This is a genomic window from Brakhagea baltica (assembly GCF_052161605.1).
Classification (GTDB): domain Bacteria; phylum Planctomycetota; class Planctomycetia; order Pirellulales; family Pirellulaceae; genus JBKCUI01.
Genome location: NZ_CP197409.1, coordinates 3646930 through 3661874, shown reverse-complemented (window position 1 = coordinate 3661874; position 14945 = coordinate 3646930). Strand labels below are relative to the sequence as shown.

8 protein-coding genes are annotated in these 14945 nt (G+C 50.1%); 1 reads left to right on the top strand and 7 read right to left on the bottom strand.

Annotation, left to right across the window (positions count from 1 at the left end):
* The first annotated feature begins 208 nt into the window (after window positions 1–208).
* Window positions 209–3913, top strand: a complete 3705-nt coding sequence (locus tag SH449x_RS13960) for a DEAD/DEAH box helicase family protein (protein WP_482376679.1) — start codon at window positions 209–211, stop codon at window positions 3911–3913.
* A 551-nt stretch (window positions 3914–4464) separates the two neighbouring features.
* Here SH449x_RS13960 and SH449x_RS13955 read toward each other — a convergent pair.
* From SH449x_RS13955 to SH449x_RS13925, 7 genes are all read right to left on the bottom strand, one after another.
* A complete protein-coding gene (locus SH449x_RS13955; RefSeq protein ID WP_482376678.1) occupies window positions 4465–4854 on the bottom strand; it encodes a hypothetical protein in 390 nt (129 codons plus the stop codon).
* A gap of 1107 nt (window positions 4855–5961) precedes the next feature.
* A complete protein-coding gene (locus SH449x_RS13950) occupies window positions 5962–6261 on the bottom strand; it encodes a cyclic-phosphate processing receiver domain-containing protein (protein ID WP_482376677.1) in 300 nt (99 codons plus the stop codon).
* Window positions 6258–7196, bottom strand: a complete 939-nt coding sequence (locus SH449x_RS13945; protein WP_482376676.1) for a metallophosphoesterase — start codon at window positions 7194–7196, stop codon at window positions 6258–6260. The genes SH449x_RS13950 and SH449x_RS13945 overlap by 4 nt, the downstream gene beginning before the upstream one ends.
* Window positions 7189–8094: a GIY-YIG nuclease family protein gene (locus SH449x_RS13940; protein WP_482376675.1), complete on the bottom strand. Its 906-nt coding sequence runs from the start codon at window positions 8092–8094 to the stop codon at window positions 7189–7191. The genes SH449x_RS13945 and SH449x_RS13940 overlap by 8 nt, the downstream gene beginning before the upstream one ends.
* Before the next feature lie 69 nt (window positions 8095–8163).
* Window positions 8164–11784, bottom strand: coding sequence for a DEAD/DEAH box helicase family protein (locus SH449x_RS13935; RefSeq protein WP_482376674.1), 3621 nt, complete (start codon window positions 11782–11784; stop codon window positions 8164–8166).
* Complete coding sequence (locus SH449x_RS13930; protein WP_482376673.1) at window positions 11784–13643, bottom strand: phospholipase D family protein; 1860 nt, start codon at window positions 13641–13643, stop codon at window positions 11784–11786. Before SH449x_RS13930 ends, SH449x_RS13935 begins: the two co-directional genes overlap by 1 nt.
* Window positions 13640–14887 carry a DUF6361 family protein gene (locus tag SH449x_RS13925; protein WP_482376672.1) on the bottom strand — a complete coding sequence of 416 codons (1248 nt, stop codon included), beginning with the start codon at window positions 14885–14887 and terminating at the stop codon, window positions 13640–13642. The genes SH449x_RS13930 and SH449x_RS13925 overlap by 4 nt, the downstream gene beginning before the upstream one ends.
* Window positions 14888–14945: the final 58 nt, after the last annotated feature.

The window sequence follows — 14945 nt, the reverse complement described above, 5'->3', positions numbered from 1 at the left end:
ATTACTAGATACGCTCGATGATTTGTCACTGAGCAAGCCAATCTCCGACTCAAGTATCCGTGTAGTTCACAATGATTTCCTAGCTATTCCTATTCCTGTCAACCTTCGAGTGGATAAGTCGCATTTTGATGCTTACATGAGAATTAATTGGCGATAAACTTGGTTGAGGTCCGATCACTTTTCATGAAATGGATTACCCTAGCGAGTCATGTCCCATTCGCCATTTTTAAATATTCCACCTGAGAAATGGCTGCTTTCCAATCAACTTGCTTTCGCCATCTACGACGGGTTTCCCGTTAGCCCCGGTCACGTTCTCGTCATCACTAAGCGGTTGGTGCCGACTTGGTTTGATGCTTCGCCTGATGAACAGAAGGCTCTCATGTCGCTGGTAAACGATGTGAAGCAATATCTAGACTCAACTCTTCAGCCAAGACCAGCAGGATACAATGTTGGATTCAACGCGGGCGAAGCAGCTGGGCAAACGGTTATGCACATACACGTCCACGTGATTCCGCGTTACATCGGAGATATGCCTGATCCTCGAGGTGGCGTTCGCCATGTGATCCCGAGCAAGGGAAACTATCTTGCCCCCTCAGCGAATCCGATCGCAGCATCCAATGCTTCTAAGGATCTTCAACTGGTAACAGGACATCCACAAACAGGTCTTTGGGACCAGCTTTCGAGTCGATTAATCGGTGCGAGGCTAGTCGACATACTTGCGTCTTTCGTTCAAAACTCCGGACTAGACGTGATTGAGAATCGCTTGTTCCAACTACTACAGGTTCCATCCACTGTCCGGATCATGGTAAGTGACTATCTGTCTATCAGCGATCCAGCCGCTCTGAAGCGATTGTGTGACTGGCAGGACATTGTAAACAATGAAGAGGAATTCAAGGGAAACCTCATCGTTCGATTAGTTGAAATGGACAAACTACCAAGCCAACCACAATCATTCCATCCGAAATCGTGGCGCATCATCGATAGCAAACAGAGCTTTATCGCTGTTGGTAGTAGCAACCTTTCTAGACCGGCTTTGGTTACTGGCGTCGAGTGGAATTTACTTTCAAGTACATCCAAGAATCTTCCCGCCCACGATGCATTTGAGTCGGAGTTCAATCTACTTTGGAGTATTGCGACTCCATTAACGCTGGAAATTGCCACCGCTTATGCCTCTAAAGCGATGGAGTATCGGGAGCGACATTTTGAGCCAGAGAGACAAGATATACGATTTATACCCGAGCCCAGACCCTGGCAAATACTAGCTCTGAAATCGTTACAAGAGTTTCGTAATGCCGGCTATCACAGAGCCCTCGTTGCCGTTGCCACTGGCATGGGCAAGACTTGGTTGGCAGCATTTGATGCCAGACAGGTTGGGGGACAACTTAAGCGTAGGCCCCGCGTCCTGGTAATAGCGCACCGTTCTCATATCTTGGTTCAGGCCGAGTCTGCGTTATCAACTATTCTTGATGATGCGTTCGGAGATGGAACGACCTCATGGTATATCGGTCAGCGAAGTGACTTGAACGCGTCGCTGGTGATTGCTTCGGTGCAAAAGTTAGCTAGACCTGAAGGACTCTCACGTTTGGCCAGCGAGCATTTTGATTACGTCATCATCGATGAAGTTCACCATGCACATGCCCCGACCTACCGACGCGTGATGGCTCAGCTCAATGCTACCTTCGTACTTGGGCTTACTGCAACGCCAGAGCGTGGTGACGGCGTCGACGTAGCTACCATCTTTGATGACAACCTCGCATATCACGCCACCATTGGCGATGGTATCGCAGAAGAATCGCTCGTTCCTTTCCATTATGTGGGAATTCGTGATACTGTTGATTTCCAGCAGATTCCGTGGCGCAACGGCAGATTTGATCTCGATGAATTGGAGAAACAAGTTTCACAAAGCGAACGGATGCAACGCCTCGGGAAAGCGTTGCAAGAGTATCAAGGAGATCGGACGATCGTTTTCTGTTGTTCGCGCCGACATGCACTTTTTACTCGAGATTGGCTTCGTGCTAATGGAGTCTCGTCTGCCGCAGTATTCTCAGGCGAAGGTGGCGACAGTCAGATTGAGTCACTTGACGCACTCCGCACAGGAAAGCTTGCGACACTCTGTGTCGTAGACATGTTCAACGAGGGCCTTGATATCCCTGCTGTCGATCGCGTTGTAATGCTACGTCCTACGGAATCCAAAGTGATTTTCCTTCAGCAACTCGGTCGCGGACTGCGTGCATCTGTTGGCAAGACTCGCTTGCTGGTGATTGACTTCGTTGGTAACCACCGCATTTTTGCCCAGCGCATGCTGCACCTACTTTCCCTTGGTGGTAAAGATGCAGGATGGAGCGACTTGCACAAATGGCTGCAGGGAGAAACTCCAGAACTTCCAGCTGGCTGCCTACTCGATGTGAGCCTTGAAGCGAGGGATATTATCGCGCAATTCGTCCCAGTAGGCACGCGAGCTGGCATAGAAACATACCGAGCGCTCCGTGACGAGCTTGGTAGACGGCCTCTCGCCTCAGAACTATTTGCTCACAGCATTCTTCCCAAAACAGTAAGCAAGGCGGCTGGAAGTTGGTTTGAGTTTGTAGAATCCGAAGGTGACATGAGCGAAGCGGAATCCAAGGTTCTCGAAAAATTCAAGGCATGGCTGGTAACGGTTGAAACAACTAGCCTTAACAAGTCATATAAGATGGTTGTGCTTCGAGTGTTGCTTGATTATGGCTGCCTATTTGAGCCGATTAACGTGAAAACTTTTTCAAAGTTATGTCGCCGATCTATGCTGCAGCATCCCGTGCTCCGTAAAGATCTCCTCGAGGGTAAGCATTCACTCGATCATCAGAAGGCTTCAGATGATCAATGGGCAAAGTGGTGGACGGAATGGTCAATTGACCGCTGGCTCGATGTTCAAAATGGCGAGCGTTGGTTCGAACTGAGCAAGGATAAATTCCGATTTAGACCCGACTGCCCATTAGATCTTCGTACGACTCTGGAATCAATGACAGAAGAACTAGTGGATTGGCGTCTCTCTGCCTATTCGAAATCGCATCGATTAGATCATGCACCATCTGCAGAACTATGTTTCGATGCCAAGGTTTCGCATTCGGGAGGTCGTGCAATTCTCTTCCTACCTGATACAACCAAGGTGCCTGGCAGACCTACAGGATTGATAAAAGTGAGACTTCCGAATCAAAGTGACTGGGAGTTCAAGTTTGCGAAAGTAGCTTGTAATGTCGCAAATCCTGCTGGTGTGAAGGGAAACGAATTGCACAATTTACTAATGGATTGGTTCGGCGAGAATGCAGGTTTACCAGGGACTGATTTCAAAGTTACCTTTGAATCTCGGGATGGACAGTGGTATGCAAGCCCACTTCGTTCTCTTGCTCCAGTTATGGAGAGAAGCAAAGTTTTCGAGAACGACGATTCACTCCCTTTCATTGAGCATTCTGTTTCCCCAGCGTCCAAGTACAAAACACACGTTCCAGTTCACAATCTTGTCGCAGCAGCGGGAGGCTGGGGCGACGAAGTACGCCCGGAGATAATCGGGTGGATACAAATCAAAAACAAGAAACTTACCAAAGACATGTTTGTCGCAAAGGTTTCGGGGAGATCGATGGAACCTCGAATTCCGGACGGCTCGTGGTGTCTATTTCGATCATGCCCTCTTGGTTCCAAGCAAAATAGGCTCCTATTGGTTCAAGTGAATACATTTATTGATGCTGAGGATGGTGGTCGATACACCGTGAAGAAGTACCGCTCTAGCAAGCGAGTCACTGACGAGGGCTGGGAGAATCAGTCGATTGAGCTTGTACCATTGAACCCTTTGTACACACCAATTGTCGTCACCCCAGAGAATGTCGAGGATGTTCGGATCATTGGTGAATTTGTGGACGTGGTTGATTTAGGTATGCTTTGAGTGTTTTCGCAGAGTTTGGAAACTTCCTTTGTAATTCCTCATTGCTCATTCGGTCTTCGACGAAGAAGCTCGTGACCAGAAGTCATTGCGAAACTTTCATGGCTCGCAAATCGCTTTGCCATCCAACCCAAATCTGTGGCCCGATCCCCAGCATCTCGCGTGGTATCGCGAGCGTAAGTTCTGCGCGTGATGACCTACAATAGCGTCTCAGACTTATCGATACCATGTCGGTGGTACTAGAAACTTTGCACCTGACGGATGAACTGATATTGAAGTTGCTCGCTCGGAAAGCCAAGCATCGACGGCCAAGCCGATTTCTGGCGAATTGTCCGCAGCCGTTAGCCGTTCTCTAGAGTCAGAATAAGGAAGCGCGCCTCATCAGCTGCTGCAGCATTAAGCTGGCAGCGTTTAATCCTCGCCGCCATCCTTTCGCTTGCTGCACCTTCAGTAATTCTTGAGTTTCTTTCCAAAGCCACATGGGCAAGGAGAATTACGGCGTGTTATCAATTCGAAATTACTTATCTGTGTACGTTTTACCCATGTGTCGATGATCAGACCTGGACTTCGATTCCGAATTCTTCCTCGATCTTCTCTGCGAACTCCCAAGCATCTACCGCCGGGGTGAAGTAGTCCGACGAGTGAGGGTCGCTGTTTACAAAGCTTTGACGGTATTCGAGGAACTTGCACGCCAGGGAAGCGAGCACCTGCTCATTCTCGTCTACAAAAAGGCAGTGATCACCATTTGAGTCGCAGACGTACAAGAATGTCCCTTCGCCTGAGCGGCCAACTCGCAAGGTCAGCTTGCCACCGCCGGTGTATTCGCAAGTACTCTCAATCGACTTACTAATCGACAACGAGTTAAAATGTTGTTCCGCTTCTGCACCATAACTAACGGTCGAGAAACTGATATCGTCTACGTAATAGTCACTACTTCGAATCATAAAGACCTCATGAAGGTTGGAGTTGTCAACTGCCAGAATAAAATCCGCTAATACACATCACGGCTTTTCGTCCGAATAAGTTGAAAAGCACGTAATTCTATACATTGAATAATGATGCCTTGGTTGCCAAGTTCCCAGTTTATTGCAAACTCTACAAAAATCGCATGAGGGAATGGCTGTTTATCCTATTTTTATGCGGTGACAGTTGAGTTGAGTGATAGACCATTTCCGCTACTGATCTGCATTGATAAAAATCAATAGCGTTCCCACTTCGAGGCGGCTCAACTTGCGCACGCCGAAATTTCGAGTTGGAGGTAGCGAGCCTGAACCAACTCAGCCACGACGTAGTCTTCGAGCACATGTTCGGATGTCGGTTTAGTCTTAGTCCTACTGAAGCTGTTTCTCGGAGGGCTCTGTTTTATTTGTATTAACGGTTGTAATGCTTAGCGCTGCGTTTCTATCGTGCATGTTAGTGATGCAGGGAAGATCAAAGCGGATTACTAGAGGAACATGCTGAGCAAGTTCTACGTCGATAGAGAGCGAATTAAGATCACATACGTGGTCGATTACTATCATGATGCAGAGTGATTAAGGACGATCGCCGACGTGCTGAAGTTTAGCCAGGATGAGGCGATCCGTTTAAAGTAGACCGATTCACTGTGGCGGTCACCCAGGCCCGTATGTCGTAGCCAGTCGTACAACATCCCCAAGGTTTGGACTTTGGTCCGACCGGACCTCAAATCGCGACACCGCCCAACGTCTTTGACCACCGCGTCCATTACGAATGCCGAGCTCAATCGGAACCTGAAAAGATCCTCCGACTCAGGTCCTTGGTTGACTTCGAATCGCTGGGTTGCCGCGGCGAGAGCTCACGATCTTCACATCAAGCTAGAATCGGCGACACAGATCCACTGCACGACGGATAGCGTCGATGATCCACACTTGTTCGCTGCCAAACACTCCACCACCGAGTAACGTCAAGTAAACCGATTTGTTTCCGGTCTTCGATGCATTGATGTGTTAGCGCGTATTACATAAGGTCGTAGCGATCGTTCGTATCTTCGTTCAATCGAGTTGCCTGAAAAATGCTTGAAGGTTTTGTGGCGGTCACGGTTGGGGATTGGCTCGTGCCATGATGGCCCGGATTCCTGCTTCCATCTTGGCACGGGCAGAAACGTTGGCGGAATGGACCGTTATCTTCGGCGGTACGAACCCGTGCAAGGCGACTTGCTCTTCGATCCAAAGCACAACGTCGTACCCAGTACCACGCTCGTCATCCCCTAGATCGTGGTCCAAGCTGAGTTCGCTAACGTCGCCTGTCTGCAAAAGCTCAATAGCTTCGCTGGGCCAGTATACACGCGTCCAGCCAACAGGCGTCGCTCTTTCATCGTCTAGATAAACCTTCATTGCGCCTCAACCCATTCGAACTTTTCCTTATCAAGAATCGATTCTCCATCCCATCGATAGGCAACCAATTTACCACCCTTAGCAACGCTGAAGTCTGTGCAGGCAACATTTGGTGCCAATGGCGCCGGCCTGCCAGTTAGCCAATAGTGGCCGACAAACACTGGAGTGGCATCTCTAGCATAGGTTTCGAACTTGATTTGATCGCAAGTTTCGATTTCAACATCGGGAACCGTGTCGCTACCTAAGTGGTACTCACGATAGGTTCGTCCTATGCCGCATTCGTACCATTTGATGCGGACTGAATTCCGTTCATGTCCAGCTTTGTCAATGATGGAGTATCCGGGCGGTAGTAGCAGTTCCGGTCCTTTCAGAACATTCTCGATTGAGGCATTCAAATCGCTCTTGGCATCCTCCGACAAAAAAAGAAACTCAGGAGTGAAATTACTCATCGATTTTATGGCATGGTTGATATGGTCAATATCGCTGGACTGCCAAGAAGCGTGGGCAACACGTATATCGCCGAGATCGATCGCGACAGGCAGTGTCTTAAACCAAGCAACCGCGTCCTCAAGTTTTGACGTAGAAAGCTGCTTCAAGGTTTCTTGATGCTGTATCAGATTCTTGTCTGTGTGAGGTCGAAACCACGCGTTCTGCTTTCCTGGCATCAGAGTATGAAAAGCAATCGCGTTGTATTCATGGTTACCCATCACTGCTGAGGCATCATCCGCATCCACCATGGAACGAACGATTTCGAGGACTTCTTCGATTGCGGGCCCTCGATCTACAAAATCGCCAACGAAGATAGCCTTTCGATCTGGATGCCGATAGCCCCGACCGTGGCGACTGTAACCCATCTTATCAAGCAATGCTCGGAGTTCAGATGCATGACCATGGATATCTCCGATGATGTCGTAACAACCCGCACTATTATCCATCTGATTGTTCCTGTTCCGGCAGTTGCGATTGATGCCAGTCCGCGTAAGTTTGCTTGGTCGTTGAAACCTTCCAAGCAGTCCGACCGTTGATGTTGCCTGCATTCACGATTGCCGCGCCGGCGCTTGGACTCTTTAGGGGGACATCTTCAGCAAACAGGTAAAGATCGCGATCGGGAAAGGCGACAAGTTTCTGGTCTTCAATTAGTCGATCGCGAAGGCCACGGTAGCTTGTCCAGCTATCCTTTGGCGTTGCAAGTGCTGTCGATCCTTTCAAGACCACAAACTCTCCATCGATCTCTTGCGCTTTTGCTTTCGCCTCACCTGAGGTCAATTCGAATACAGGTGAAGTGTTGACGGCATCCGCGTTGCCGTTCGGACGCAAGTTCGGCCGAGGTTTAAGAAAGTCAAATCCAAGAACTGGCAGCACTAGTTCGATATGGGCGAGGAAGCCTTCCATATCAGCAACGTCAGGTTCTGGCATCGGGGGCAATGGTGGTGCGGTCCCGTTACAAAGTCGTGCTCTTCCAGACGCATGTCCTTTTTCGATTAGTCGACTTTCCAGAAATCGAACGTGGCCTTTCGTTAGGTTTAAGTCCTTGCTGATTACGGCAACACACCGAGTCCAGAAATCCTTGTCGGGGTCCTTGTCGTGAGCGGTGATTCGCTTGAATACGTTATCTCCCTCGCCGATGTAGATCATGTCCTGCGTAGGGTTCTCTGGATCAGGGCCGGCAAGGACATAAACGCCAGTACGCGAGACTTCTTCGCGTGTAGCAAGCTCCTTCAGCATCGTTCGAGGCGCAACTACAAACTTGCCCGACCAATTCATGACCTCGGCCGTTAGCAAACCTGACGCATCCCCATCAACTAGGTAAATTCGTATCGATCGTCCGGTCATAGTTGTTGGTGTCTCTTTGCGATTATCCGAATTGATGCGGCAAACACCTGGCATTGTAAGCTGAAACGTTTATGTCGCGAAGTGCTTTGTGATCACGTCACGAATCACGCCTAAATCGTCGGTTAAGCCGACTCCACGGAAAAAGTCGAAGGTGCCGTCGTATGGGTTGGCTAAGTAGTAAAGTGCGGCCACGCTATCGGTTGTCTTCTCGGTGGTACTCTGTTCGGCGGCGTGGGAGGAAACCCATGCGACCAAAGTATCAATATCGGTTTGGGTACATCCCAGGTACTGCGCGTACCTTTCTTGCATCAACCTAACCAAAAGCACTAACGCCTCAATATCTTTTGGTTTAGAAAGTAAACGCCTGGCCTGAGTCTTTGCTGCTTCCCAGGTGTACTCTCGAGTAAATGGTGACAGGTTAATCATGTAGATCGGAAGGTATTCATGGAGCAGCTTTCCATCAACTTCGTCGCCAAGTCGCTCACGGATTTTTCGAACGATGTCTTCCTGACGCGGTTGGCCAAACACGAGTCGATAAAGTGCGAGATCTCGTTTCAGTCGTTTGTATTTGAGCGAGTCCTTGCTGTTGCTATAGAACAAGAGATGACGGCGTAGAATTTCTAGCTTGCCCTCTCTTGGAACGTAAATCCAATGCGGATAGAGACCTTGTTTGAATGACTGATCGCTCAGTGGTTGAGCTTCGATCGAATCAAAGATCCACTGCCAAGGTAATCCTCGCGTACTGTCTTTTCCCTTCTCTGCCGGGGTAGGGTTCGTCTTGAGTTGGTTGAATCGAACTGTACTGGTCAGCGGGAAGTCGCGTGAGATCATCTCTCGGATCGAATAGCAATTGTATCGATTGAGACGCCCTTCGCGTTGCTCGAGGTCCACTGGATTCGACGGCAGATTCCAATGAACGATATCTTTGCAATACAGATGAAAGTCGAGGCCTTCTTGCCCAACGGAAGTGGTCGCTAGGACGAATGGCCAGAATGGAGAGTTGAAAGCAGTTCTGACGTCAGACTTTCGCGATTCGAAATCACCGACAGTCTCAGATTCAACTTGGGAGTCATCCCCAAACGCTAAAGCAAAGTGCGCAGAGCCCGTCGTTGTGGCATCGGTCTTTAGCTTGTTGTTGACTCGATTGTTCACACGAGGCGAGCCCGCGTGCATCGAGAACACGACGCCGATTTGATCAACCAACTTCTCGGCAGTGGACTTTGTCTCATCGCCATTGATGTTGCCGATCTGGAGGTAAACGTATTCGTCGATTACTGCCTGCAAATGGGCTCGACCGCAATAGTCGAGAACCTTGTCGGTATATCGACTGCCTTTGCTGCTTCGCCCAATAATTGCTTGAACCAGCGGCCGGTTGAAGTAGTTTCGAAGTTGACCGCATCCGATTCTTGCAACGTACTCTAACAGGTCTACAAGGTTCTCACGCTCGTCCGTTCCGCGCTTCGTTGAAACTATCGAATCAGCAGAATGCAGAAGTGAGCGGAGCACGCACACTGCAGGAGAATAGAGTGCCACATGAACCAGCTTGCGAAGCGTCCGCTCATTGACGTTAATCGGCGTCTTGTTCGTATCCGAGTAGGAATCCGAAAGCCACGCTGCATACCTTCGCTGGAACGTCCAGAGCCACTTCTGGCTTGCACTATCCGTACTTTTGCCGCCAAGTTGCTTATTCGAGATTACAGTGTGGAGCTGATCTCCAACTTCAATTCCCTGTTGGTCGCACCATGTGCCTTCAAGCCTTGCAACGACATGCCATAGATTTGACGAGACTCCTTCGCGTGAATATGTGATACCGCTGTCGGGCTTCTGAATGGCGGCGAGCAGTCGCTGCCTAGCAACTCGCTCCACCTGCCGTTGGTCGGGCGTAGAATCAAATCCTGCTGCTATCTGCACTGGATCGATAAGCGAAGCTAAAGCCAAGCTAGGTATGGCCACATTGAAGACTGACATTAAGCCTTTCTTGAACGTTAGAGGCGAACTTTTGAAGTCATGCTTGCGGAACTGCAGGCGGCGTTCAAGTTCGGAACTGGTCAAGAATGCGACTGTCTTGGGAACGAAATGCCAGTGGGAGAAAACAAGAAACTTCTGAGGCAATGGCCTGCCTTCGTAGAAAGTGTCTTGGTAGTAAGTGCAAAACGGCTTTATCCACAAAAATGGCCAATCTTCTTTCGCCGAGCTGTCGCTGGTTGCGGGCGGATCTCGGAAGACGTCCTCGAAGAACAATCGGAACTTCTGGTTGTACTTGTGGGATTGCTTAAGTTCCTTCCCAACGTTGAGGAGCAAGTGTTTGGGTATCTCCTCTTGGTTGTCCCGAAGCGTCTTGATGAGAGCATAGTGACCGTCCATGAAAGACAGCAGCGATGGCCCCGACTTCCAGTAGTCCAGCACCTTTCGACCGTGCTCACGAGCTCGCTTTGGGTCTTGGAGCAAGAATTGACTGAGTTCGACGTACTGCCGCAACTCGTCGTACTTGGGGAGCATTCCTCTGGTGTTCTCGCCATCGGCTGGTAACTCCGTAATGCCCTTGCAGGAATCATTGATGTACCGATTGCGTTCTGTACGGCACATCACCTGCTGAAGTACGGTTTCAATCTTGCATTTCTTTTCGAGTAGTTCTTGGTCTACTTCATCCGTGGGCTTGATCTCTTCCAGGCCAGTCCTGAAATCATCGAGAGACGTCTTCAAATCTGTGACCTTTGGATCGGCCAATTCACAGCTATTCAGAAATGCAAACGTGTCTAAGAAATCCTTGTGATGGTCTTCGGTCTCGTGCTGCAGCGTGTACATTTTGTATGGCGTCGCGGACAGTATGAGAACCTTGCATTTGGAGTTGGACAGCAGCTTTGACTCGAGCGAGTCCGAGTGCCGAGATTGCTTAAGTACCTGCTTGAATCGTTGGAATTCATCCATGATCACGAGATCAGGGGCAAGATAGTCAAGAGACGCGAGCGCGAGCGATTTCCGCAGCGCGCCGACAATGGCGTTCCGATTCTTGGTTATCCACGGCGCGTCATACTGACTGTACTCATCGATACATTCATCCAGCACTCGAACCGTGCGAAAACGATTCGAGGTCTTGTCATCTACAAAGCGATCGACCTTGCTTTGCCCCACCAAGCTCGTCCAGCGGGCCAGGAATTTCCCATGTACGCTTGATTCGAATTCAGCCTTCAGTTTGGGGAGAGTGGTGGATTCTTCCCAATCAGATATTGTTGGGCCGCATTTGAAGAACTCACGCCACTTCTTCGTCAGTGTTTTGCCAAGCCCCTGACTGACTAGATACAGCAACAATCGGCGTTCTCGCTTGATACCAGTCGAGCGTCCCAGCTCAAGCGACGTCCCTGGGGTGAAAGAATAGATTCGCAACGCCGCATGGCTATCCTTGTTGATCCCCAACGTCATCAGGGTCAATCTATCCTTGAGGGCTCTGGCTTGGGAGTCGCTCGGCGCAAGCTTTTCAGCGTTCTGTGCAGCGATTTCGAGGTTTGAGCAGAGATAAACGACGGTGAAACGCTTCCGACGCTCCGATAGACGCTGCACGACGCCTTGTGCAATAAGTGTCTTTCCCAAGCCAACTTCGTCCGCCAGCAGATAGCGTCCAGAGTTGTTCGAGTTCAGCATATCAACAATGCGGTCAACGGCTGCTTTCTGAAACTCTCGTAATTCGGCCATCAGTGCCCCTTTCGCCCAGTCTGAAAGGCTCGTTGGAACTCTGCCCAAAAAGTACGGAAATCTGCATCCACAAATTCGTTGCCATCGGGATCAGTGCCGTCGAATGTCTCAAGCAAACGACTGATATCCGCGATACGCGTTTCATCCTCCGTGCAAGCAAGCATGACGTCTTCGATCAGTACATCGAAGTATGAGCCTGCACCACTCGAAACACCATGCTTTTTAAATTTAACAATTTCCCTCATCCGTTTACCAGCCGGATTGGCCTTGCCGAATAACAGCGAAGAAAGGAACAGTGCAAACTGCTTTGCGGACAGTTCGCTGCGGAGCAACTCTTTATTTCGCTCAGCCATGTAGTCAGCGAAGTTATCCTTCGAGCATTTTAGGACAACCATTCGAGAAGCTTGCGACGCTGTATGCCTGATGCGAAAGCAGACAAATTGCGTCAACCGTCCGATTGTTGCCTCGTATGTGATACCGCCGGCGAAAGCGTAACCGAGCGAATGGTCGATCCATTGCCGTTCGTGATCGGTTTGTAGCATGGATATTGGCACTGCTCCGATTTCGATTTCTCGGCCGACCAGGTCATCGAAACTGACTTTCTGACTCTTGTCCAACGCCTTCAAGCAAAGCTGCGAAGCCCCGGCGTCATAGACAAGCTCGAAGGCGAAGCGCGACAGAATGTCTTGGGCCTCGCTTAGCAGATTATCGATCTCTTCTGCTTCCGTCTCTGGCTCCCGGTTCTTCCAGTCGTCCGGCAGGTACCTTTCGATCCAGGGATGCAGCTCGGATTTTGATTTGTGTATGAAGTCTTCGAGGAAGCTGGATTTATTGATGCCCATTGGAAACGAGAGCATCGCCTCCGAGTTGATTCCCTGCCAAGCATTTCGTGAAGCATTGGCTGATCCAATTAGCATTTGTTGGCTGTCAGGCGTCTCAAAAAAGTAGAGTTTCGCGTGCAGGCTCAACCGTGTCGTAACTTCAGCTGAAGCGTCGTCGTTGACGTAGAACAAATTTGGTTGCAGGCTAGTGACGATGTTCTCGTCAAGCTTCAGCTCAATCTCCCGGCGCGCTGAGATCAACGTCACTTTCTCGAAGCCCTTCGTCACTCGTTCTACAAAGGTCTTGCCGAGAAAAGGAGAGACGATGACCGCCTCCTTTCCAACTGCTGGTAAGCTATTCACAAGCTCCCTCTCTCCCGGCCACTGGATCGCAAGACCACATTCAGTAACTCCGGCTGGCAACGAGAACTCAATCGATGGAAGATTTGCAATGGCGGTGTCGAGAACACTTGACTGGCACGCCGTAAACTGCTGGATGCTTTTTAGATATCGCGCAAGCACACCGCCGACGGAATCTCTCCGTAATCCTGTTGCCGATTGTCCGTCCAGTTTGACTGCGAGTTCCCAGCAGTTCGACAGCGTTAGATTTCGGCTTCCGACGAGCAGTCGGTGAATTGGCTTGGCCCCCGCATTTTCCGGAGTCTGCTTCGGCTTGTAACTCAAGAACCAAAGTTTTGGATGAAAGCTACCTTCAGGAAGCGACACTTCTTCGATCAGGCTATCGTAGATGGCACAGATACGACTCGATTCACGGACGCCGCTGAGCAAAATACAGCCGCGATTGACAAAGAGCTTCAGCCGTTCGGAAAGACGCGTGAATGCGAAGAGTTGCTCTGGGATACTGGAGCCGTTCTCTTCGTCGCTCTCGGCGTCTGCAAAGGCCATCAAGACCGAGGTCAGTGTCACAAAGTCAACGCTGTAGGTCGTTCCTACGGCCTGTTCCAGCCGGTACCCTGACGGTGGACGGAACATGTCGACGACGCTGTGACGATTCTTGTGATGGAAAGGATTCTTCATCGCCTCAATCCTTCAAAGATGTCAGCGATGATCTGCGATGCGATTCCCGATCTGAAGTCAAGCAGGTACGGCAGGTGCTTGGGATCATTGAAGAACCCGGGGCGTTGGGTTGGCAGCTTCCACTCATTTTGGAATCGCCCAGGAATGAGCCGGCGTTTGTTGGGGCGTTTGTCTTTTTCCCGAGCGACAATTAAGTCTGCGGTTGCTGCTACCAAAGCTTCGCTCGACGAAAGTTCTCGAATCTTTCCATGCAGTTCCAGAATAAAGGTTCGATCGCTACCGCGAGCGAGCTTCTGTTGCACGATCCAAATCAGAAATTGGTCGATGTCCCATTCATGAATTCGATCACGGCAGAGCCTCCACCAATCGTGTATGGTTTGATCGAGATCGACACCGCATCCAGGGCGACTTTCGTCTTTGCGCTTTGTGTCAAGCAACCGGTAGTAAAGAAGCGTGGCGATTTTGGCGAGCATGCTGAAGTGCTCAGCCTGATAGACCTCTGTCTTCAGCGACTCAGGGTAATCCCACTGCCAAGGGTAATCAGCTGGCTGGAATGAGTCGTTGCGAAACACGTTCGCAACGACAGATCCTCTCTCGGCATCGAGAAACCGTTTACGCAAGTAATTTGATTCCACCTTGGTAATTCTGAAATCAATGTCCGAAGAGAACTGCCCAGCGTTATCGGGTTTTGGAATCAAGTTGTTTTCGAACAAACGAACGATTTCTGCATCCCACAATTCGGTATCGCTCTCAGGCTCAATTGCATTGTGATCGTCGTCCTTGACCGAACTGGTGCTTCGAATCGCGTCCGTGGTTGCATCAAAGTATGACGCTTGCGACCCGATTTCCGAGTTAACGATTCCTAAGCGGCGTAGAGCAGCCCAGTAGATCGAAGCTGGGTATCGCTTCACCTCTTCTTTGCGGAAGTTCTCGATGGCTTTGTTAGCGATCAGTTGTTTGCGCAACGCCAGCTCCATGCGATCGCACTTGCGCCTTGCACCAGCCCCAGAGTCGCCCTGCTCGAGGGCCGCGAGATAGATTGACGGAACAAAGATGAAGTACCGTGCCCTGGTCATGATCGTAGAGGTTGCCGGAAAGAAAAGATCGGCGAACGCATCTCTGATGATGCCGAACCCTAATTCATCAAGCGTGCCTTCGCTCAGTGAGCGCAGATAGTCTTGCGCCCGCTTCTGATCCTCTTCAGAAAAATCAATCCAACCAAGGTAGGATGAAAGCTGTGCCATGCTCGGTAATCATATCCCGTCGTTTCGATCACCGAACGCTCTTGCAACAGATTATTGA